The following is a 19,693-nucleotide window of genomic DNA, read 5'->3' as shown; positions in this document are numbered from 1 at the left end:
TCATGCAAGCCAATGCAGGAACATACAGGCCCTGAGGAGGACCCCCGTGCTGGATGCGGTCGACGCTGTGCTCGTACGCGAGCTGCAGCGGGATGGAAGGGCGACCTTCCAGGCGCTGGCCGACCGTGTGGGGCTGTCGCGAACGGCCGTGCGCACGCGCGTGCAGCATCTTCTGGATTCGGGGATCGTGCGCGTGGTGGGCATCGTGCACGCGTCCGTGATCGGAACCGGCGCCATCGGCCATATCTTCATCGACGTCGACGGTCCGGCGCGCCATGTGGTCGACGCGGTGGCCAGAAAGCCGGCGGCCTGGTTCGCCGCCCTGGCCACCGGGGCGCACGCCGTCGTCGCCGAGGTACGCGTGCGTGACGACGTCACGCTCGCCCAGGAGGTCGACGCCGTACGCTCGCTGCCCGGTGTGCGCGGAGTGGAGGTCTTCCGTGTCATCTCCGTGGTGAAGGACGCGCACTCCGTCGTCACCGAACTGCCCGACGTGTCGCTGGACGAGATCGACTGGCGGCTGCTGCGCGAACTGACGCGCGACGGCCGCACCCCGTACACCCGGCTTGCCGAGGTGGTCGGCCTGTCCCAGGCGGCCACCCGCGCGCGTGCCGTACGGCTCATGCGCACCGGAGTGATCCATGTGAGCGGGATCGTCGACTCGCGGGCCCTCGGCTCCGGCGAGCTCGCCGGAGTGGGCGTCCGCGTCTCCAGTGACGTCGACACGGCGGCCGGTCGCATCGCCCGGCTGTCCGGGATCAACTACGTGGTCACCGGCTTCGGCCGGTACGACCTCGTCTGTGGGATCGACGCCACCTCCCGCGACGTGCTGCTGAGCACGCTCGAAGCGGTTCGCGCGGTGCCGGGCGTCTGGGTCGGCGAGTCGTGGCACCACCTCGACGTCGTGAAGCAGACGTACGGCGCCGACCTCGACTGATCGGTCCTAAAAAGGCTGCTTTCGTCCGTTCCGGGGCGCGGTACCGCGCCCCGTGAATGTCCGGGCCATTCCGGCTATGTCCAGGACTGAGCGCGGCGCCTTGCCCTACGTTCGATCCATCAACGGCCACGGGCTGACGCCGGTGGCTTGCTCTCCGGGGCCCGTCTGGGTGAAGGGAGGCCGGTGGCGTGTGGGCGGTTGATGGCGCCCCAGCCCTCAACAGCGCGGGTGGCGATGTTGATGGCTGCGATGTGGTCTGCGTGTCCAGCGAGACTGCAGGATCGGCACCTGAAGGTGCCGCGCTCAGGCCGGTCGAGCCGGGTGACGTGCCCGCAGCGCGGGCAGGTCTGACTGGTGTATGCCGGGTCGACGGTGGTGAAGGCGATGCCCGCGCGTTCGGCCTTGTAGCGGGTGAAGGTGATCTGCTGGGCGAACGCCCAGCTGTGCAGGATGCGTCGCTGGGACCGGTGAGCCCTTACCCGGTCGCGGATGCCATTAAGGCGTTCCATGGCTATTCCGCGGCCGGTGCCGGCTCCGTGCGCGGACAATACCGAGGCCTCACGCACCAGGTGTCTGCTGAGCTGGTGGTTGACGTCTCTCATCATCCGCGACTCGCGCCCGGCCAGCGCCCGCAGCCGACGCCGAGCCGCGGAGGTGCCTTTGGCCTGCAGGCGCTTGCGTTGCCGGTGCCGACGGTCGCGAAGACGTTCGATCAAGCCACACTCACCGATCGGCAACGTGGCAATGGCTTCGAGGTCTTGGTCCCGTCCGGTGTAGGCCACGTGCACGCGGCCAGCGGGAGTCCAGATCGAGGCGATGGGCGCCAGGCGTACCTGTACCACCGAGGCGCACCCTGTCTGCTTGACCGCCGATTTCCGCAACGACACCCGCTGCCCTCCCTCCGCACGCTGACGTTCCGTTGTCGTGGCGAAGACGTTACGGACTGCCACCGACAATTCGTGGTCCCGTCCGCTGTCCTGCGATCGACTTGTGAGGAGGAGGCGCGTCCTTCCTGGCCGGGGCACCGGGGCCAGCGCGCCAGAAGAAGATGAATCTGCGGCAGCTGCGCTATGTCGTGGCGACCGCCGACCACGGCACGATGACCGCGGCGGCCCAGGCCCTGTTCGTCGCACAGCCGGCGCTGTCGCGGGCGATCAGGGAGCTTGAGCGTGAGCTGGGCGTCGAGCTGTTCGCCCGCGCCGGTCGCGGAGTGGCGCTCACCGACTCCGGAGAGCAGATCGTCCGGTACGCCCGCGACGCCCTGAGGGCGGTCGACGCGATCGAGGCGTTCTCCGCCGCGCCCACCGGCGCGCGGCCAGGGGAGCTGCGAGTGGCCTCGACGTCCACCCTGGAGCCCGAGCTCACGGCGCGACTGCTGCCGGAGTTCGCCCGCGAACAGCCCGCCGCGAGGATCCGGGTGGTCCGCTGCGACGGCCGTGAGTCGGCGGGCGCCGCCGTACGCGATGGACGCGCCGACCTCGCCCTGACCGACCTGCCGGTCCCCGGCGACCTGGCGGCGCACCCGCTCGAGCAGCGGGAGATCGTCCTGATCTCCCCGGCCGGGCTCAACCTGCGCGAGCCGGTCCCGCAGTCGGCGCTCGAAGGCCTGCGCCTGGTCATGCCGGCCCGGGGCAGCGCCCGGCGGACCGAGCTCGACGGCGTGCTGTCCCGCATCGGCGTCACGCCGATCCCGGCGGTGGAGTCGAACGAGCGGGGGGCGTGGCTCACCTGGGTGCGCGCCGGGGTCGGGTCGCTGATGTGGTACCGGAACCAGATCGAGACCGTCGAGGGCCTCGCCGTCCGCTCCTTCATGCCCCCGATCACCACGACCATCGGCCTGGTCCACACACGCCGTCCGCTGCCTCCGGTCGCACGCGAGTTCCTCGCCTTCGCCAAGAGCCGAGGCTGAGCCGACCCGTCGCGAAGGCGCCTCCGGCGGGCTCGGGGCTACGCGGCTCGCCTGCGGTCCGGGCTATTCGTGCTGCTTGTCGGACGACTTGCGCGCACCGGAGGACGAGCTCTTGCGGGAGGAGGAGCGCTTAGTGCCGGACGAGCCCTTACCGGACGCGCCGGAGGAGCCGCTGGAGGACGAGCCGCCGCCGGAGCGCTTGGTGCCGGAGGAGCGGCTCGACGACCGGCCGGCGCCGGAGGTCTTCCTGGAACGTGTCGTGCCGCCGGACTTGCCGGTGGTGCTGCGCTGCTTCTTCTCGTCGGCCACCGCGGTCTCGTGGCTCTTGACGACCTCGCTGTCGCGGATCTCGCCACGCCAGCCCTCGGCGTCGTCCTCCTTGGCCAGCAGCGCGTGGGCCATCACGTGCCGCTGGAAGTGCTTGAGTTCGAGCCGGACCCGGCGGCCCTGGGCTCTCCACAGGTTGCCGGTCTTCTCGACCAGGCCCTTCGGGTGGTATTCGAGGACCAGCAGCACGCGGGTCAGGTCCGGCGTCAGCTCGTGGAAGGTCACGGCGCCGTCCACGTACCCCTTGGCGCCCGTCGACCGCCAGACGACCCGCTCATCCGGCACCTGCTCGACGATGGTGGACTCCCACGCGCGGGACGACCAGAAGATCTTGGCCTTCCACCGCAGCTTCTCGTCCGCGACCTGCTCGGTGCCCTCCACCTTCTTCGTGAAGCCCGGGAAGTCCTGGAACCGGGTCCACTGGTCGTAGACGAGCCGGCGCGGCGCCCCGACGTCGACCTCCTCGACGATGTTGGTGATCTTGGACGGGTTCTCGCTCGCTCGCCCGCCCTTCTTGCCGAGGACCTTCGCTCCGGCCTTCTTCAGCGCGCCGAGCCCGCCGGAAACGGCCTGCTTCGCGGACGAGTCACCGGATCCCAGTGATTTGGCCGCGCTTATCGCTGCCTTCGGGGCCGCCTTTCCCAGGTTCGCCGCACTGGTGGCCGCCTTCACGGTTTTCGCCGCAGTCTTCACGGTGCCCTTCAGCTCCTTCAAACGAGTGAGGTCGATGTGTTCAGTGGGATTCTTCTTGCGTTTCTCGGAGGCTGACCGAGTCGTCATTTCAGTGTCCTTCCTCCCGCGACACCGGCTTCGTAGCCGGGAACCGCCGGTCGGGGGGTACCCGCTCAGGTGGGAAACAATCCACCGGTCAAGAACGCGGGCCGGGTGTCACTCCTGGTGTTTTTCCGGCCACAAAACGTTGGTCGTGATGGATGCGGAGCGCTACTCATGAATGGTTCTCGCCCCTCGGGTATGACGGACGAAGAGGTGAAACCCCGAATAAGGAGACGGCATATGGCTGAGAAATCGACGCCGGTGGGCAAGGTGACGGAGACGGCTTCACCGGAACGCATCAAGGGGGCGATGCGCAAGCGTGAGGTGCCCTCACCGAAGAAGGCGCTGCAGGGTTCGGTGATGAACGCGCTCAAGCTGCCGGGCCTGCGCAAGGTCCTGCACACTCTGGCGTTCGCCCGGCTCGTGAAGGTGCTGCGCGCGATCGCGGGATTCGTCGGGGTGCGCGCCCTGCCGGTCATCGCACTGATCCTCGGTGGCTGGCTCTTCCGGCGATTCCGCAGAAGAAGGTGACCGCGCCACGGGCGGGACCCGGCGCGGTGCCGGATCCCGCCCGAACTTCGTCCCAAGCCCGTCGTACGTGAGCCCGCCGACGGGCCGGGCCGTACGTGAGGGCCGCGCCACGTGGACCGCCCGCCGCCACGGGCGGCGGGCGGTCCGGTGGGTGTTCAGCTCTCGGGCAGCAGCGGCCCGAGGGGGCCGAGGTCGAGGTTGAGGTCGTGGTCGTCCAGGTCGAAGTGGTCCTTCAGCCGGCCCATCGCCTCGTCGAGTCGCATCAGCGCGAGGCCGAGCTGCTCGACCTGGTCCTCGGAGAGCCCGCCGCCCTCGACACGGCGTATCGCCTGGCGCTCCATGAGCTGCCGGATGAGCTCCACCAGAGTGAGGACGAGTTTCACCAGGTCACGCTCGACGGTGTCGGGGTCGGTCTGCAGCCGCCGCATCGTACGGGACGTGCCGGAGCCGGCCCGGTCCGGTGGCGCCGACGGCTCCGTACGGCCGTGCAGGAGGGCGTCGGTGACGGGGTCGTCGGTCGTCAGGTCCGTCGTCGTGACGTTCCCGGTCACCGGTGCGCGGTCCTCGAAGCGGTTCACGCCTCGTCCTCCTCCGTTTCGTCGCGTACGGCCATGATCAGCGCGCGGAGCGAGATCTGGACCAGGTCGACCTCGGCGATGGAGATCACCAGGTCGCCGGTGAGGACGGCCCCGCCGGCGAGCAGCCGGTCGAGCAGGTCGACGAGCGCGACGCGCTCCGTTCCGTTGCCGGCCGGGCCGACGTCGAGGGGGACCGTCATCGCTCACGCCCCGTCGGTCTCGATGAAGGAGTACGGCGGCCAGGGGCCCGTCATCTCGACGCCGATCCCGGGCGACCGCTCGTCGATGTCGCGCACCAGCGCCTGGAACTCCGGCACCCGTGCGTCGTCCAGCAGGTAGGCCACGTTGAGGATCGGCGTGCCCGCGTGCCCTGACAGCTTCGGATCCTGCGGCGGATGTCTTCTGACCGCCACCGCGTGGACCCGGAGTTCGGCGTCGATGGCCTGGGCGCGCTCGCTGAGCCTGCGCCCCGCCTCGGTCCGGCGGCGCCGCTGCTCCTGGCGCCGCCGCAGGTACGCGGTGCCGGCACCGGCCGGCCCCGAACCGCCGCCCGTGGCCGACGGCACCGCCTCCTCGGCGGGCCGGTCGTCCTCCGGGTAGGCGTAGGCCTTGACCCCCCACTCCGAGCGGCCCGTGATCCGGTCCAACGCCGTGCCGAACCGCTCGCGCCCCTCGCGGAGGACCTGCGACACGCGCTCGTCGTCGTGGTAGACGGTCGCGATCCGTACGGGCGCGGTCGGCGCCACGCGGGCGGCACGGTCGACCACGGCGTGGTGCGCGCGTGCGGTCGTCTCGATCCACGCCAGATCCTCCAGGTTGGCGCGCAGGGCCTCCTCGCCGTACTCGTCCAGCCGTACGGTGCTGACCAGCGCGGTGAGGTCGCCGGTGGCGACGCCGCGCACCGGAGCGCCCGCCACGCCGGGGGAGTCGCCCAGCACCGCGGGATCCAGCCCTCGGGTGACGCCGTACAGGTAGACGGCGGTGTCGGAAGAGTCAGTCACTGTTCTCGCGCTTCCTTGTGCTCGCCGACCGCTTGGACGCCGTGCTCTTTCCGTCTCCGGTGGCGCCGTCCGCGCCGTCGCCGGCGTGTTCCTCGATCGCGGCCAGGCGTTCACGCAGCCGCCGGTTCTCCTCCTCCAGCGCCTCGCGGGAGGAGCCCTGGCCGTCGCTCACCTCCTCGCGTGAGGCGCGGGAGGACAGCGACGGATCGTGTTCCCACCAGTCGATGCCCATCTCCTTGGCGCGGTCGACCGAGGCGACCAGCAGCCGCAGCTTGATGGTCAGCAGCTCGATGTCGAGGAGATTCACCCGGATGTCCCCGACGATCACGATTCCCTTGTCGAGGATGCGCTCGAGAAGGTCGGCGAGATTGGCGTTCGGCTGCTCTCCCGCCATCGGACGAGCGACCGACCGTGATCCCGTCCATGACATCTCGGACAATGTGCTCAGCCTCTTTCACTTCCGCTCGACTTGCCCGCGCAGGTAGCGTCCGACGCGCCGATAGGAGACCAGCTCGCCGTCCTTGTCGACCTCGACGTCATAGGTGGCGAGGATGTCGGCGGAGTCGGGGATCCTCTGGGTCTCGACGACCTCGACGGTCACCTTCCACCCGTCGTCGGAGCGCTCGACCCCGACGACGCCTTCGACGGACCGTCCGGTCATCTCGGTGACGTGGTGCGCCGCCACTTCGGCGGCGTCGGACGCGCTGAGCATCGCTAGCCTCTCTGATAACCGAGTCGGTGGCCTTCGTGCAGTCGGTGGATGAGGTCCTCCTCCCGCTCGGCCGCCTCCTCTTCGGTGATCGCTCCACTGGCGACGTCGTCGGCGACCTGCTGCATCTCCGCGGCGATCCGGCCGGGGTCGTACAGCTGCTCCTCGGCCTGTTCCTTGAGCACCCCGGCGAGCCAGATCACCCCCCGCGCGGGTGCGAGGGGAAGCGTCACCAGGCCGGTGAACAGTCCCATTCACTCCTCCGGAACGAAGCTGTAGGGCGGGAGTGGCCCGACCAGGCGCAGGGTCACCCGGCCCTGGTGTTCGCCGGCGAGCGCGTCCACGGCCCGCTGGAAGTCCGCCAGCTTCGCGCGATCCACCAGGAACGACGCGTCGATGACGTCCTCCTCGCGCACGGGCGCGTGGGCGGCGACGGCCGCGGCGGCGGGGGCGAGGCTCTCCAGCAGCCGGGCGCCCTCCTCGTCGCGGCGCCGCTTGACGCTCTGCGCGACCAGCTCGCCGAGCCGGACGCGGTCGTAGTACACGGCGTCCGAGGCGTCCTCGGGCACGTTGCGCACCCGCTCGTTGAGCTCGGCCACCTCCGGCTCCTCGGCCACGATCTCGCGCAGGATGGCCTCCTGGACGTAGGTGCCCTTGACACGGACCTCCTGGCGTCTTTTCAGCCGGTCCAGGACCTGCGACAGGCGCTCGCCGTTCTCGGCCAGCAGCTCCTTCTCCACGGCGTCCCGGCTGCCCAGGGCCGCGCCGAACCGGAAGGGCAGGATGTCGACGCCGGCCGAGACGAACACGTCCAGCACGCGCTGGTGCGCGAGCAGGTCGGCGCGCTCGCCCAGGGGGCGCTGCTGCGCCAGCTCGCTGACGAGGGCCGCGCACGGACCGTGCGCGACCACCGAGACGGGCTGGTCGTCCAGGCCGGTCAGGTCGTCGGGTACCGAGGCGTCGGCACGGATGATGCCGTAGACGTACTGGGTCGCAGCGGATGTCTGCGGGGTGGTCACTCGTCGTCCTCCTCGTTCTTCTTGGATGAGCGACGCCGTGCCGGCTGCTTCTTCTTCTCGTCGTCCTCGTCATCCGAGGGGGCGAAGGTCTCTTCGAGCCGTTCACGCGCTCCTTCCAGCGCGCCGCGGGTCTTCTTCTTGGCGCCCGACTCCTGCATGCCGCCGACGAACTGCGGCAGGCCCTGCGAGGTTCCGTCGTGGGCGATGTCGAGCCGGTTGCAGGCCGCGGCGAACCGCAGGTAGGTGTCCACGCTCGCGACGACGATCCGGACGTCGACCGTGAGGATCTCGATCCCCACCAGCGAGACCCGGGCGTACAGGTCGATCACCAGACCCTTTTCCAGGATCAGGTCCACCACGTCGGCCAGGCTGCTGGAGCCGCCCCCCGCTCTCGTGGGGGTACCGCCGGAGGTCTGCTGGGCTATCGGCCCAGTCATGGCATCCACTCCCTTGGTGTGTCTCTTTTACGTGTGGACCTCCCGTACCCAGATAAACCGCGCTAAACGGAATAGAGGGATTCATATCGTCACCATCGGCTAAATGCCGCAATCTGACGGTTGTGGCTGGTCACAGGGTGTTCATGGATGGTCTCTGAGCGTTGGTGAACAACGCCGTGTTTCTTCCGTGACGGGGCCCGCGTAGTCGGGCGCTCACCGAATGCCCATGCCATTGGCCGACGGTACGAGGAGCGCCTGCGGGCCTTTCGGCCGGATGTGTTTCACCGGCGCGGGGTGGCGGGCCCGGGGCGGCCCTACGGCCGAGCCGGCACCCGACGGCCGGTCGCTATTCGACTTCCGAGGCCCGGTCCGCGATCGCGTTGGCGAACCGCTGAGCGGTCTCGACCGGCAGGGGCGCCGGCGTCTCCCGCAGCCGGCGGAGGGTGACCACCGCGGCGCACCCGGCGCCGCCGCCGTACGCGAGGGTCGCCGTCAGCGCGGCGGCCTCCGACGGCATCACCTTCTCCAGCAGGAGGACGCTCAGGCGGTACGACGCGGCGGCGGCGAGGACGCCGAGGGTCCCGGCGACCGCGCCCATCCTCAGCGCGGGAAGGCTCCGGCGCGCCTTGTCCGCCACCTCCTGGTGGGCGGAATCAATAACATACTGCGTAAGTGGCTGCAAATCGGTCATGGCTCCGGGGTACCCACGAGAAGGCGATGCACGCAGCCGCCGACCCGTCGCCTGTGCCGGACGCGATGCCGCGTCCGAGGTCATGCCGGGTTCGCGGGGTGACGCCCCGATCGCGCCGTGGCCTCGGGGGGCGCGGCACCTCACCGATGACGAACGTCGGCCGCACGGTCGACCGTCCTGTTCTCCCGCCGCCGTTGCCATGTATCGACCATCGGTATATAAAGATCAACATGAGCAGGCAGATGCAAGAGCCCACGTTCTTGATCCTCACGGCTCTGGCCGCCCGGCCTCAGCACGGCTACGGGATCATGTGCGACGCGGAGCTGATCTCCGACGGACGCGTGCGGCTCCGCGCCGGCACGCTGTACGCCGCGCTGGATCGCCTGCAGGCCGACGGCCTCGTCGCCGCCGACCGGGAGGAGGTCGTCGACGGCCGGTTGCGCCGTTACTACCGCCTGACCGACGACGGCGCCGCCGCACTCGCGGCGGAGGTCGAGCGGCTACGAAGGCGGGCCGAGGCCGCTGCCGCGCGCCTGGGCCCCGCCTGGCTGGGCGGCGCGCAGGCCGCCTCGCCCGCCGTGTGACGCGCCGGCCGATCCCTGCCCGGTCGCACCTCCTCGCTCGACCCACCGCACCTTGCCCGGGCCCGTCGTGCCCGGCCGTCGTCCACTCCACGAAAGGTCCGCACATATGCGTGCTCTTGAAGACCGTTACCGCAGGTGGCTCCGCTGGTATCCCGCGGAGCACCGCCGGGCGCACGAAGACGAGATGCTGGGCGTGCTCCTCGCAGCGGCCGGTCCGAACCAGACCCGTCCGGCCGTACGCGACGTGGTCGATCTGGTACGGGGCGGGCTCGGGATCCGGATCCGGCGGGCCCCGGAGGCGCTCACCCGCGGAGGCTGGCGGGAAGCGGCCGCGTTGCTCGGCGTCATCGCCCCGCTCCTCCTGCTCGCCGGCACCGCCAGGTACGCCGTACGGGCGATCCTGTTGCTGCCGGACGCGTCCGACGCCGCCGCGCCCGGCTCGAGCTGGTGGATCATCTACCACTCGGCGCCGGCCCACCTCGCATGGGGGATCGTGGCCGTCGTCGCGCTGTGCGGCGCCACGCGGGTGACCTCGGTCGCCGTGCTCGCCGCCGTCGTCGTGAACGTCGCCGTGTTCGCGGCGAACGACGACTACGTGGGAGCGGGGGCGGCCGCGCCGCTCATGCTCGGCCTCATCACGGCGGGCGCGCTCCTCGCCGGGCCCGGCGCCGCCCGGGGACGGCAGCTGCTCGGCCGCCGGGCCCTCATCGGCATCGCCGTCTTCCTGGCCGTGGGGGTGTTCTTCGAGACGGCGATGGTGCGGCACGAGCTGGGCGTCACGTGGGGTGCCGGGCTCCTGGGCCTGGCCGGTGCGGCGCTCCTCGCCATCGGCCGGCTGGCGCGCGGCGCCGCCGGGCGACGGACGCTGATCGCCCTGGCCGTCCTGTTGCTCCCGACCATGACCATGCCCTATGACGCGAGGTACGTCGCGGACCCGTTCGTCCGTTGCCTCATCGCCCTGGTCGCCGTCCCGGCGGTGAGCGGCCTGGCGGCCCTCATCGTGGTCACCGCGCTGGAGCTGGCGGTCATCCGGCCGGTGACGGCCCGCCGGCGAGAGCCGACCCGGTGAGCGCGACGGCCGTCAGACGTCCGAGGTCGTGCCGGGTTCGAGGGGCGGCGCGCCGACCGGGCAGTGGTACTCGCACTCCGGGGTGGCCGTCGCCTGGTCGGGGCGGAGCACGTCGTCGTGGACGATGAGGAAGGTCAGCACCGCACCGACGAGCAGCAGTGCGGCCGAGATCGTCATCGCCGTGTGGAAGCCGTGGCCGAACGCCGCCGGGTCGTTGTACGCGGCGCCCCTGAGGCCGACCGCGGGCGGGATGCCCGCCACCGCGAGCAGGCCGGCGGCGCGGGCCACGGCGTTGTTCACCCCGCTGGCCACGCCCGCGTGCCGCATGTCGGCCGTCGCGAGCACCGTGGCGGTCAGCGGCGCGACCACGCCCGACAGGCCGAGGCCGAACACCACCGTGGCCGGCAGCACGTCGGCGGCGTACGAGGCGTGCGGGCCGATGCGCAGCGTCAGCGTCATGCCCGCGGCGGCGACGATCAGCCCGCCGGTCATCAGGTAACGCGGCCCGAACCGCTGGGCCAGCGCGCCCGCGCGCGCGGACAGCAGGAGCATCAGGATCGTCACCGGAAGCAGTGCGGTGCCCGCGACGATGGGGGAGTAGCCCGCCACGACCTGCAGGTCGACCACGAGCAGGAAGAACTGCACACCCATGCCGCCGTACACGATGAAGGTCACGACGTTGACGGCGGTGAACTGCCGAGACCCGAAGACGCCGAGCGGCAGCATGGGGCTCGGGCCGTGGCCGGCCGACCGCCGCCGTTCGACCAGCACGAAGGCCACGCCGGCGGCGACCCCCAGCACGGCCGCGGCCGCCACGACGGCGGCCGGGCCCGAGGGCGCCTCGGTCAGGGCGTAGGTCACGCCGGCGAGCGCGGTGGCCGCGAGGACCGCGCCGAGCACGTCGAACCCCTGGTACTCGGACTCGTCACGGGTCTCCGGCACGTGCCGCGCCGCCACGACCACGACGAGGGCGGCGAGCGGGAGGTTGAGCAGGAACGCCCAGCGCCAGCCCGCCGCCGCGATGAGCCAGCCGCCGAGGAACGGCCCGATCGCGCCCGCGACGCCGCCGAGGCCCGACCAGGCACCGATCGCCCGCGACCGGTCCGCGGGGCTGAAGGACGCCTGGATGATGGCGAGCGCGCCCGGTGTCAGCAGGGCACCGCCGATGCCCTGCAGGGCGCGCGCCGCGACCAGCACGCCGATGTCCGGCGCGATGCCGCACAGCGCGGACGCGAGGGCGAACCAGACCACGCCGATCATGAAGACGCGCCGGCGGCCGAACCGGTCGCCGAGCGAGCCGCCGAGCAGGATCAGCCCCGCGAGCGTGAGCGTGTAGGCGTTGACGGTCCACTGCAGGCCGGCCAGCGAGGCGCCGAACTCCCGCCCGATCCGGGGCAGCGCGACGTTGACGATGGTCGCGTCGAGCATCGCCAGGCTGGAGCCGAGCACCGTGGCGGTGAGGACCCAGCGGCCGGACGCTTCGGAGAGCCGGAGGCGGGCGGCGGGCGCGTCCGCCTGCCCGGAGTAGACATCGGAGGGCACCTGGCCATCGTCGCACGCGGAGGCGGCGGCTCTCACCAGTGGTCGAAGCTGAGGGGCTCGTCCGCGGGCCGGTCGGAGCGGGACAGCAGGGCCAGATCCGACTCGACCATCATCGTGACGAGCTCCTCGAACGACACGCCCGGCTCCCAGCCGAGCTGGTCACGCGCCTTCTTCGGGTCGCCGCACAGCAGGTCGACCTCGGCGGGCCGGGTCAGCGCGGCGTCGGTGATCACGTGGTCGCGCCAGTCGAGCCCGGCCGTCGCGAAGGCCAGCTCGACCAGTTCGCGTACGGACTGGGTGCGGCCGGTGCCGATGACATAGTCCTCCGGCGTCTCACAGGCCAGCATGAGCCGCATCGCCCGCACATAGTCGCCGGCGTAGCCCCAGTCGCGCCGTGCCTCCAGGTTCCCCAGCGTGAGCTTGTCCGCCAGGCCGAGCTTGATCCGGGCCACCCCGAGGGAGATCTTGCGGGTCACGAACTCCGCGCCCCGCCGCGGCGACTCGTGGTTGAACAGGATGCCGCTGACCGCGAACATGCCGTACGACTCGCGGTAGTTCTGCGTGATGAAGTGCCCGTAGGTCTTGGCGACGCCGTACGGGCTGCGCGGGTGGAAGGGCGTGCGCTCGTTCTGCGGCGTCTCGCGCACCTGGCCGAACATCTCCGACGAGGAGGCCTGGTAGAAGCGGATCTGGCCGCCGCCGGGGTCGCGCGAGCCGCTGATGCCGCTGACGACGCGAATCGCCTCGAGCATGCGCAGCACGCCCATTCCGGTGACCTCGGCGGTGATCTCCGCCTGCTGCCACGACATGGGCACGAAGGAGATCGCGCCGAGGTTGTAGACCTCGTCGGGCCGTACCTTCTCCACGGCGGAGATGAGGCTGCCCTGGTCCAGCAGGTCGCCGTGGACCAACCGCACCTCGCCGATGTGCTTGCGCAGCCTGGAGACGTGTGGGTTGGCCTGCCCCCGGACCAGGCCCCAGACCTCGTACCCCTGCTCGAGCAGATGCTCGGCGAGGTAGGAGCCGTCCTGCCCGGTGATCCCGGTGATGAGCGCTCGCGTGGTCAGCGGAACCTCCCAGCTCACGGGTCTATGCCCGTTACGTGAGAAAAGAGGTTATCCGTCCGGCCGGGGGTGCGGCGACCGAAGCGGGGTCCGAAGACCGAATCGCGTTCGAGATCTCGCTCACGCCCGGGGCCGGCCTGCTGGATCGGGCCGTCGATGTGCGAGAGGATCGCCGCATCATGCTGCGGGTCGGGGAGGTCTGGAGACGGCGCCGCCGCGACGACGCGGGGCTGGTCCAGGTGTGCGCGGACGGCGACCTGGCCGACGGTGAGATCCGCCGGATCGACGGGTTGCCCGCCGTGCTGTGCCGGACCCGCGGAAGCCTGTACGCCCTCGGGCTGCGCTGCCCGCACGCCGGCGCGCTCCTGGTCAAGGGCACGATCGTCGACGACTGCCTGGAGTGCCCGCTGCACGGCGGGCGGTTCGCCCTGGACGGCGGCGCGGTCCGCAGCGGCCCGCCTCGCCACGGCGTGCCCGTTTACGACGTGCTCGTGCGCGACGGTCTCGTCTACGTCTCGCGGCGCCCGCGGAAGGTCCCCCGCCGCTCTTGGGGAGGCCGCCGGTTATCGGGGCGCCGCCGTACGGGCGCGGCGGTCGCTCAGCCGGCCGCCGCCTCCCGCTGGCGCGCCCGGTAGGCCGCCACGTGCATGCGGTTGCCGCACGTGCGGCTGTCGCAGTAGCGGCGGCAGCGGTTGCGCGACAGGTCGACCAGCACGCGGTCGCAGTCCGGGGCCTCGCAGACGCGCAGCCGGTCGAGCTCGCCGGCGGCCACGACGTAGGCGAGGGCGATGCCGCACTCGGCGGCGAGGCGCTCGGCCAGTTGCGTTCCGGGAGCGGAGAAGTGCACGTGCCAGTCGTAGTCGTCGTGGTCGGTCAGGTGCGGCATCGTCCGTGCCTCGGCGATGATCGCGTTGATCCGGCGTACGGTCAGGCCGGTGTCGTCGGGCGCGCGGAAGACGTCGTTGAACCGGTCGCGCAGGCGCCGGACGGCCTCCAGATCGTCCTCGTCGAGGTCGCGGACGTCGCTCACCTCGCAGCGCTCGACCAGCGCCTGGAGCGCCACGAGGTCGGACAGGTGCTCGTCCCCGGTCGCCGCCGGTCCCGTGTTGACCAGCTCGACCACGTTGCCGAGCGCGTGCTCGGTGTCATGACTGAAAAGCACTGGGACTCCCGTTCGAGTCGGCCCGACGCCGGCGTCGCCGTTAATCCTGCCACTACCGTCACCGTACGCGGCGCGCTCCGCGGAGCCTGTCGCGAAGTGCCCGTCCGCGGCGGGGCGGGCCTTCGGGGCGGACCCGGCTCATCGCGCGTAGTGCGGGTCCGCGAGCACCGGGTAGAGAGCGTCGGCGTCGCGGTGCCGCACCGTCATCACGATCGTCGTCCCCTCCAGGCGGTACTCCGCGGGGATCGTGCGGTACAGCGAGTCATAGCCCCAGGGAGCGTAGAACCGGCCGACCGTCGCTCCGTAGCGTTCGTGCACCACGTCGTACCCGCCCGAGGGGGTGACGTCCAGCGAGAGTCCCTCGCCGAGCCGGATCGGGAACCGGAACTCCTCCGGGGCGCCCGGGCCGTGCAACACGGTGGCGAACCGCACTCCGGCCGCCGTGGTCTGGCCGATGACGTCGGTCTCGGCGTCGACGCCCGCGAACACCCGCAGGCTGGGCCTGATCACGCTGGCCAGGCGGTCTTCGGCGCCCGCCCCCGCGACGCCGATGTGAACGCGCTGTCCGTCGCGCGTCGGTGCCCAGACGCCGTCGCTCGCCAGCTCTCCCCAGATCACGTCGGGATTGTCGTGTTCGGGAGGTTCCGAACGCCCGCTGATCGAGAGAATACGGGTGGCGGCCTCGACCGCCGCCGTCACCTCATCGCGCGCATGTCTCATGGCGGATCCCCTTCGCCCTGTATGTATCCGTATGTCTGATGCTGCCCCGTAGAAGTATCAGATCCAGGCACTCTGCAACGAAATCGGGGTGGGTTTTGGCTGTTTCGCCGAAGTCGAGGTTGCAAATTAATTACATTGTGCGGCGTGTCGGCGTGGACGCCGCCATTTCGGCCGATCGACTGGCGATCGAGTGGCGTCACCGGCGTTTTCGCACGTGAGAGACGTGTACCGCGCACCGGCCGATACCGGCGCGTGGCCGCGTTCGGACCGGCCACGGTGTCCAGGAAGCTGCGATCCTGGGGGCCGTGCCCGATGAGCGGAGTACGCACGTCGTGGGCGTGAAGACGTCGGCGCGAGTCGAAGGAGTCCTATGACGGACCAGCACATGGCGGACCAGCACACGCCGAACCGGCACATCAACGATGAGCCGCCCCTCGGCGACCCGGCGGCCGGACGGCCGGAGATCAAACGGGTCAAGCAGCCGGAGATGCCTTCCGGCACGGTCCGGATCGTCGACCTGCCCGAGTCCGACCGGGAGTTCGTGCGTTCCGCGCTCCGCCGGGACACACCGCTGCACGACCTGCTCGGGCTGGAGATCGTGGAGATGGGCGACGACTACGCCGTCCTGTCCATGCCGGTGCGCCCGGAGGCGTTCAACAGCACCGGCAATCTGCACGGCGGCGCGATCGCGACCCTGATCGACGTGGCGGCGGGCACGGCTGCGGCGCGGGGGAGCGGGTTCGAACCGGGTCGGCAGAGCCTGGTCACCGCCGACCTCCACGTGCGTTACCTGGGCCGGCCGCACGGTGACGCGGTGTACGCGCGGGCCGACCTCCTCAAGGCGGGGCGGCAGCTCATCGTCGTCGAGTGCCGGGTGACCGACGTGGAGGAGCGGCTCATCGCCTCGGCCGACTTCAGCATGATGATCGTGCCGCTGCGCAAGCCGCTGCGGCCGGTGGCCAGCGCCAAGGACACCGACCCGGATCTGTGACCGTCCCCCGCCGCGGGGGCCGGTGCGAGGCCGTACGGTGACGGCCGCGCACCGGGAGCGGATCTCGACCCGCGGACCCTGCCCGGAACCCGCACAGGGCCTCAGGCTCAGGCCGAGTTGAGCAGGATGTTGAACAGGTTCGGAGCGTTCGGGGTGCCCAGGCCCGTCGACAGGTCGTAGCCGGCGGTCGCGGGGTAGTAGAGATTGTTGCCCGTCGTCACGTCGAAGTACGGAGTGCTGGTGCCGCCCTGCCCGACCACGTGGTAGTAGGTGTCAGGCCCGTACCAGTAGATGCGCTTGCGGGTCATCAGGCCCTGGTTCACCAGCGTCATCCCGGCGGCCCAGATCGGCGTCGCCGCGCTCGTGCCACCGAATCCGACCCACTGGCCGCGGTAGACCACCGGCAGGTCGATGGCCGCCGCCGCCACGTCCGGCACCTGCCGGTAGCCGGTGCTGTACTGGTTCTGCACGCCCGGCGCGTTCTGGTACCACGGCTTGGGGAAGACCTTGCTGACGCCGCCGCCGCTGCCCCACTGGTTCTCGCACTTGGACAGGTTCGAGCGGTCCGACCAGACCTCCTCCAGCGTGCGGGCGCCGTTCGGGGCGAACTGCATGTGGGTGCCGCCGACCGCGACCGCCCAGGCGGAGGTCGACGGGAAGGACACGTCGAGCGGCCCGTACACCCGGTCGCCGTACGCGCCGCAGTCACCGGTGGCGACGTAGACGGTCATGTGCTCGGCCTGGGTCAGGATGCGCAGGTTCTGGTCCACCGCCTGCATGGTGGCCTGCGACATGTAGCCTTCCGAGCCGCCCAGGCTGATGCTGACGGCGCTGCCCGGCCGGGGGTTGTCGGAGTTGTCGTCGATGATGCGCTGCAGGGCGTTGTTGAAGGCCGTCCAGGAGTCGGTCCCCGAGCCGGTGCTCAGCAGCGCCGGGTCCTCCTGGTAGTCGACGATGCGGACGTTCGGCGCCAGACCGGCGAGCATCTCGATGTCCAGCGTCGCCTCGCCGCCGGGCGTGGGAGCGGAGGCGCCGAGATTGACGTTCTGCACCGAGACGTGGGAGCCGGTGCAGGCGACGTACTTCTGGATGTCGGCCGGGTCGTACCCGTCCATCTCCACGAGGTTGATGGTCATGTTCTCGCCGTGCCAGCCCTGCTGCCAGAGCTTGTCATAGCCGTACGCGGCGGCGACCTTCTGGTTCGAGGCGATCCGCTGCGGGAACTGCGGGCACTGCCCGGCCCTCGTGGGCGCGGCCAGCGGCGTCGACCGCAGGGCGTGGGCGTGCGGCGGTTCGCTGTAGCTGTCCAGGCCGGTGACGGACAGGATGTAGCCCGCGACCTGCGTCGGCACCATCGGCGGGTGCGCCGGGTCGGGCGTGAAGAAGCTGCGGCCCTTGAGCTTGTGCGTCACGAACGAGGTCTTCAGGAGCTGACCCGCGACGCCCGCCTTGGCGTCGAACGTCAGGCTCGTGCGCGTCTTGCTGGGCTTGGCCTGGATGTGCGCGCTGGCGAAGTACTGGTTGAGCTTCTTCAGCTCTTCGTCGCTGACGCCCAGCTTGGCGGCGAGGCCCTTGGCGCCGTCGGTGGTGCTCTTGCCGTGGCCGAGCTGCTTCCACGTCGCATCGCTGATCTTGAGCGTGACGCCGATGTGCAGCGTCTTGTCGCTGGGGACCTTGCCGGTGACGGGCGCGTTCAGCGCCTCCTTGGGCAGGCCGAGGTTCAGCGGGGTGTACTGCACGGACGGCCCATCGGCCGGCGTCGATGATGGCTTACTCGAATGCCCCGAACCCCCGCACCCGCTCACCACCGTGAGGGCGAGCATGACGCGGAGCATCGCGGTCCGGCGATTACGCACGGTCTCCCCTGTTCCTGATTGTGATTCGTCGCGCACGTCCTGGCCTGTCGACGCCGGTTTCCCCGCGGTCCCGGCCACGGGCCTTCGACCGGCGGACGGCCGGTACGGCGCCCGGGGAGCCGTCCCACTCCACCTGGTACGTGTGCACCGATACCTTGACAGAACGCAAAACGTACTAGCAACACTTCTAAGAACCTAGAAACGGACTATCTACGGTCGTATACAGCTATGTCGTCAGACGCACGCTGTGTCCGTCCGGTGCCTCCGAGTTCGGGCGACTTTTCGGGCTGAGCTGTATGGTTCGTTACGGCTTGGTGCTTGGAGGGTGCTTCGTGGCTGATCCGCGCGTGAGCTCCGGCTTCGTCAACGGCGAGGTCTCCTTCTGGTATCGCCAGGCCGGCCTGCCGTCCGTTCGCGCCCCGCTGCCGGGCGCACGCGAGTACGACGTGTGCGTGGTCGGCGGTGGGTTCACCGGGCTGTGGACCGCCTACTACCTCAAGCGCGCGCGGCCCTCCCTACGGATCGCCGTGCTGGAGCGGGAGTTCGCCGGGTTCGGCGCCTCCGGGCGCAACGGGGGCTGGCTGACCGCCGAGCTGGCCGGCTCCGCCGCGCGGTACGCCCGCGACCGCGGCGAAGAGGCGGTCGTCGCGCAGCAGCGGGCGATGTTCGGCGCGGTCGACGAGGTCATCCGGGTCGCCGCGGCCGAGGGCATCGAGGCCGACATCGTCAGGTCCGGGGTGCTCGACGTCGCGACCAACCCGGCCCAGCGGCGCCGGATGCACGCCGGGCTCGCCTCCGCGCGCGACCGGGGTTTCACCGAGGCCGACCTGCGCCTGCTCTCGCCCGGTGAGCGGGAGGAGCGGCTGCGCGTCGCCGGGGCGCTCGACGCGACGTACAGCCCGCACTGCGCGCGGGTGCAGCCGGCCCGGCTCGTCCAGGGCCTGGCGCGCGTCGTGGCCGGCCTCGGCGTGGACATCTTCGAGGGAACGACGGTCGGTGAGATCCGCCCGCGTTCGGGAGGCCGCCCGGCACAGGCGGTGACCGCGAGGGGAGCGGTGAGCGCGGAGTACGTGATCCGGGCGACGGAGGGGTTCACCGCCGGTCTGGCGGGCCAGCGGCGGCAGTGGCTGCCGATGAACAGCTCGATGATCGTCACCGCGCCGCTCGCCGATGACGCGTGGGAGCGCATCGGCTGGGAGGGCTGCGAGCTGCTCGGCGACCACGCCCACGCGTACGTCTACGCCCAGCGCACCGCGGACGGGCGGATCGCCCTCGGCGGCCGCGGCGTGCCGTACCGGTTCGGGTCGGGCTGGGACCGGCGGGGCGCGACCCAGCCGAAGACGGTCACCGCCCTCGCACGGATGCTCGCCTCACTGTTCCCGGCGGCGGCCGACACGCCGATCGAGCACGCCTGGTGCGGCGTGCTGGGCGTACCGCGCGACTGGTGCTCGACGGCGCACGTCGACCACGAGACCGGCGTGGGCTGGGCCGGCGGCTACGTGGGCACGGGCGTGGCGACGACCAACCTGGCCGGCCGCACGCTGCGCGACCTGATCCTGCGCGAGGACACGGAGCTGACCACGCTGCCCTGGGTCGGCCGCCGGGTCCGCCCGTGGGAACCGGAACCGCTGCGGTGGACGGGCGTGCAGCTCATCTACGCCCTGTACCGCGCCGCCGACCGCCGGGAGAACCGAGGCCGGCCCCAAACGTCGGCGTACGCCCGCCTGGCCGACCTCATCTCCGGCCGCTGACCCGGCGCGGGCCGGTCCCTCGCTCTGCGCTCCGGTGGTGC

Annotated in this window: 24 protein-coding genes; 8 read left to right on the top strand and 16 right to left on the bottom strand. The window is 71.1% G+C overall.

Going from position 1 to position 19,693, the window contains the following annotated elements; genetic code table 11:
* Window positions 1-46 precede the first annotated feature (46 nt).
* Window positions 47-937, top strand: a complete 891-nt coding sequence (locus tag ABEA10_RS43175) for an Lrp/AsnC family transcriptional regulator (protein ID WP_329259786.1) — start codon at window positions 47-49, stop codon at window positions 935-937.
* A gap of 119 nt (window positions 938-1,056) precedes the next feature.
* Here the strand turns inward: ABEA10_RS43175 and ABEA10_RS43170 are convergent, their stop codons facing one another.
* Window positions 1,057-1,824, bottom strand: coding sequence for an RNA-guided endonuclease InsQ/TnpB family protein (locus ABEA10_RS43170; protein ID WP_345474230.1), 768 nt, complete (start codon window positions 1,822-1,824; stop codon window positions 1,057-1,059).
* 161 nt (window positions 1,825-1,985) lie between these two features.
* On the opposite strand from ABEA10_RS43170, the gene ABEA10_RS43165 reads away from it, so the two are divergent.
* Window positions 1,986-2,846: a LysR family transcriptional regulator gene (locus ABEA10_RS43165; protein WP_345474228.1), complete on the top strand. Its 861-nt coding sequence runs from the start codon at window positions 1,986-1,988 to the stop codon at window positions 2,844-2,846.
* A gap of 63 nt (window positions 2,847-2,909) precedes the next feature.
* Here the strand turns inward: ABEA10_RS43165 and ABEA10_RS43160 are convergent, their stop codons facing one another.
* The gene (locus ABEA10_RS43160; RefSeq protein ID WP_345474226.1) at window positions 2,910-3,866 is read right to left on the bottom strand and encodes an SRPBCC family protein; all 957 of its coding nucleotides are present in this window, start codon (window positions 3,864-3,866) and stop codon (window positions 2,910-2,912) included.
* Window positions 3,867-4,187: 321 nt separating this feature from the next.
* Between ABEA10_RS43160 and ABEA10_RS43155 the strand changes: the two genes are divergently transcribed.
* Complete coding sequence (locus ABEA10_RS43155) at window positions 4,188-4,478, top strand: hypothetical protein (RefSeq protein ID WP_345474224.1); 291 nt, start codon at window positions 4,188-4,190, stop codon at window positions 4,476-4,478.
* A 155-nt stretch (window positions 4,479-4,633) separates the two neighbouring features.
* Here the strand turns inward: ABEA10_RS43155 and ABEA10_RS43150 are convergent, their stop codons facing one another.
* The 9 genes from ABEA10_RS43150 to ABEA10_RS43110 all read right to left on the bottom strand — a co-directional run bounded on the left by ABEA10_RS43150 (window position 4,634) and on the right by ABEA10_RS43110 (window position 8,913).
* Window positions 4,634-5,056, bottom strand: a complete 423-nt coding sequence (locus ABEA10_RS43150) for a gas vesicle protein K (RefSeq protein WP_329259798.1) — start codon at window positions 5,054-5,056, stop codon at window positions 4,634-4,636.
* On the bottom strand, window positions 5,053-5,256 hold the full coding sequence (locus ABEA10_RS43145; protein WP_329259801.1) for a gas vesicle protein: 204 nt from the start codon (window positions 5,254-5,256) through the stop codon (window positions 5,053-5,055). The genes ABEA10_RS43150 and ABEA10_RS43145 overlap by 4 nt, the downstream gene beginning before the upstream one ends.
* 3 nt (window positions 5,257-5,259) lie before the next feature.
* Window positions 5,260-6,057: a GvpL/GvpF family gas vesicle protein gene (locus tag ABEA10_RS43140; protein WP_345474221.1), complete on the bottom strand. Its 798-nt coding sequence runs from the start codon at window positions 6,055-6,057 to the stop codon at window positions 5,260-5,262.
* A complete protein-coding gene (locus tag ABEA10_RS43135; protein WP_345474219.1) occupies window positions 6,050-6,451 on the bottom strand; it encodes a gas vesicle protein in 402 nt (133 codons plus the stop codon). Before ABEA10_RS43135 ends, ABEA10_RS43140 begins: the two co-directional genes overlap by 8 nt.
* Before the next feature lie 60 nt (window positions 6,452-6,511).
* Complete coding sequence (locus ABEA10_RS43130; protein ID WP_345474217.1) at window positions 6,512-6,769, bottom strand: gas vesicle protein GvpO; 258 nt, start codon at window positions 6,767-6,769, stop codon at window positions 6,512-6,514.
* A gap of 2 nt (window positions 6,770-6,771) precedes the next feature.
* On the bottom strand, window positions 6,772-7,020 hold the full coding sequence (locus tag ABEA10_RS43125; protein ID WP_345474215.1) for a gas vesicle protein GvpG: 249 nt from the start codon (window positions 7,018-7,020) through the stop codon (window positions 6,772-6,774).
* Complete coding sequence (locus tag ABEA10_RS43120) at window positions 7,021-7,785, bottom strand: GvpL/GvpF family gas vesicle protein (RefSeq protein ID WP_345474214.1); 765 nt, start codon at window positions 7,783-7,785, stop codon at window positions 7,021-7,023.
* Complete coding sequence (gene gvpJ / locus ABEA10_RS43115; protein ID WP_329259817.1) at window positions 7,782-8,222, bottom strand: gas vesicle protein GvpJ; 441 nt, start codon at window positions 8,220-8,222, stop codon at window positions 7,782-7,784. The genes ABEA10_RS43120 and gvpJ overlap by 4 nt, the downstream gene beginning before the upstream one ends.
* Window positions 8,223-8,568: 346 nt before the next feature.
* A complete protein-coding gene (locus ABEA10_RS43110; RefSeq protein ID WP_345474211.1) occupies window positions 8,569-8,913 on the bottom strand; it encodes a phage holin family protein in 345 nt (114 codons plus the stop codon).
* A gap of 230 nt (window positions 8,914-9,143) precedes the next feature.
* Between ABEA10_RS43110 and ABEA10_RS43105 the strand changes: the two genes are divergently transcribed.
* Both ABEA10_RS43105 and ABEA10_RS43100 read left to right on the top strand, forming a co-directional pair.
* A complete protein-coding gene (locus ABEA10_RS43105) occupies window positions 9,144-9,497 on the top strand; it encodes a PadR family transcriptional regulator (protein WP_345474209.1) in 354 nt (117 codons plus the stop codon).
* A gap of 106 nt (window positions 9,498-9,603) precedes the next feature.
* Window positions 9,604-10,566 carry a hypothetical protein gene (locus ABEA10_RS43100; RefSeq protein WP_345474208.1) on the top strand — a complete coding sequence of 321 codons (963 nt, stop codon included), beginning with the start codon at window positions 9,604-9,606 and terminating at the stop codon, window positions 10,564-10,566.
* 12 nt (window positions 10,567-10,578) lie between these two features.
* On the opposite strand, the gene ABEA10_RS43095 is transcribed toward ABEA10_RS43100, so the two are convergent.
* Both ABEA10_RS43095 and ABEA10_RS43090 read right to left on the bottom strand, forming a co-directional pair.
* On the bottom strand, window positions 10,579-12,108 hold the full coding sequence (locus tag ABEA10_RS43095; RefSeq protein ID WP_345474206.1) for an MFS transporter: 1,530 nt from the start codon (window positions 12,106-12,108) through the stop codon (window positions 10,579-10,581).
* Window positions 12,109-12,140: 32 nt separating this feature from the next.
* Entirely contained in the window at window positions 12,141-13,175 is a 1,035-nt protein-coding gene (locus ABEA10_RS43090; protein WP_345474489.1) for a GDP-mannose 4,6-dehydratase, read from the bottom strand.
* Window positions 13,176-13,351: 176 nt separating this feature from the next.
* Between ABEA10_RS43090 and ABEA10_RS43085 the strand changes: the two genes are divergently transcribed.
* Window positions 13,352-13,807, top strand: a complete 456-nt coding sequence (locus tag ABEA10_RS43085; protein WP_345474204.1) for a Rieske (2Fe-2S) protein — start codon at window positions 13,352-13,354, stop codon at window positions 13,805-13,807.
* Here the strand turns inward: ABEA10_RS43085 and ABEA10_RS43080 are convergent.
* Both ABEA10_RS43080 and ABEA10_RS43075 read right to left on the bottom strand, forming a co-directional pair.
* A complete protein-coding gene (locus ABEA10_RS43080) occupies window positions 13,771-14,334 on the bottom strand; it encodes a CGNR zinc finger domain-containing protein (RefSeq protein WP_329259835.1) in 564 nt (187 codons plus the stop codon). The two genes, ABEA10_RS43085 and ABEA10_RS43080, sit on opposite strands and share 37 nt — an antisense overlap.
* A gap of 138 nt (window positions 14,335-14,472) precedes the next feature.
* Window positions 14,473-15,054 (bottom strand): hypothetical protein, encoded by a 582-nt coding sequence (locus tag ABEA10_RS43075; protein ID WP_345474200.1) that lies wholly within the window; start codon window positions 15,052-15,054, stop codon window positions 14,473-14,475.
* Window positions 15,055-15,424: 370 nt separating this feature from the next.
* Between ABEA10_RS43075 and ABEA10_RS43070 the strand changes: the two genes are divergently transcribed.
* Window positions 15,425-16,045, top strand: a complete 621-nt coding sequence (locus ABEA10_RS43070) for a PaaI family thioesterase (RefSeq protein WP_345474198.1) — start codon at window positions 15,425-15,427, stop codon at window positions 16,043-16,045.
* Between the two features lie 107 nt (window positions 16,046-16,152).
* Here the strand turns inward: ABEA10_RS43070 and ABEA10_RS43065 are convergent, their stop codons facing one another.
* Window positions 16,153-17,784, bottom strand: a complete 1,632-nt coding sequence (locus ABEA10_RS43065) for a S53 family peptidase (RefSeq protein ID WP_345474196.1) — start codon at window positions 17,782-17,784, stop codon at window positions 16,153-16,155.
* 449 nt (window positions 17,785-18,233) lie between these two features.
* Between ABEA10_RS43065 and ABEA10_RS43060 the strand changes: the two genes are divergently transcribed.
* Window positions 18,234-19,652 (top strand): NAD(P)/FAD-dependent oxidoreductase, encoded by a 1,419-nt coding sequence (locus ABEA10_RS43060; RefSeq protein WP_345474195.1) that lies wholly within the window; start codon window positions 18,234-18,236, stop codon window positions 19,650-19,652.
* Window positions 19,653-19,693 lie beyond the last annotated feature (41 nt).

Origin of the sequence: Actinoallomurus oryzae (assembly GCF_039541955.1) — a bacterium.
GTDB lineage: Bacteria > Actinomycetota > Actinomycetes > Streptosporangiales > Streptosporangiaceae > Actinoallomurus > Actinoallomurus oryzae.
Note: the sequence above shows the minus strand (reverse complement) of the source record. Positions and strands in the feature narration are given on the sequence as shown.

What these genes read in the sequence shown, in the direction of transcription:
- ABEA10_RS43165 (WP_345474228.1), top strand. Translation starts at nt 1,986, where the DNA reads ATGAATCTGCGGCAGCTGCGCTATGTCGTGGCGACCGCCGACCACGGC.
- ABEA10_RS43085 (WP_345474204.1), top strand. Translation starts at nt 13,352, where the DNA reads ATGCTGCGGGTCGGGGAGGTCTGGAGACGGCGCCGCCGCGACGACGCG.
- ABEA10_RS43155 (WP_345474224.1), top strand. Translation starts at nt 4,188, where the DNA reads ATGGCTGAGAAATCGACGCCGGTGGGCAAGGTGACGGAGACGGCTTCA.
- ABEA10_RS43100 (WP_345474208.1), top strand. Translation starts at nt 9,604, where the DNA reads ATGCGTGCTCTTGAAGACCGTTACCGCAGGTGGCTCCGCTGGTATCCC.
- ABEA10_RS43145 (WP_329259801.1), bottom strand. Translation starts at nt 5,256, where the DNA reads ATGACGGTCCCCCTCGACGTCGGCCCGGCCGGCAACGGAACGGAGCGC.
- ABEA10_RS43130 (WP_345474217.1), bottom strand. Translation starts at nt 6,769, where the DNA reads ATGCTCAGCGCGTCCGACGCCGCCGAAGTGGCGGCGCACCACGTCACC.
- ABEA10_RS43135 (WP_345474219.1), bottom strand. Translation starts at nt 6,451, where the DNA reads ATGGCGGGAGAGCAGCCGAACGCCAATCTCGCCGACCTTCTCGAGCGC.
- ABEA10_RS43125 (WP_345474215.1), bottom strand. Translation starts at nt 7,020, where the DNA reads ATGGGACTGTTCACCGGCCTGGTGACGCTTCCCCTCGCACCCGCGCGG.
- ABEA10_RS43105 (WP_345474209.1), top strand. Translation starts at nt 9,144, where the DNA reads ATGAGCAGGCAGATGCAAGAGCCCACGTTCTTGATCCTCACGGCTCTG.
- ABEA10_RS43070 (WP_345474198.1), top strand. Translation starts at nt 15,425, where the DNA reads ATGACGGACCAGCACATGGCGGACCAGCACACGCCGAACCGGCACATC.
- ABEA10_RS43075 (WP_345474200.1), bottom strand. Translation starts at nt 15,054, where the DNA reads ATGAGACATGCGCGCGATGAGGTGACGGCGGCGGTCGAGGCCGCCACC.
- gvpJ (WP_329259817.1), bottom strand. Translation starts at nt 8,222, where the DNA reads ATGACTGGGCCGATAGCCCAGCAGACCTCCGGCGGTACCCCCACGAGA.
- ABEA10_RS43110 (WP_345474211.1), bottom strand. Translation starts at nt 8,913, where the DNA reads ATGACCGATTTGCAGCCACTTACGCAGTATGTTATTGATTCCGCCCAC.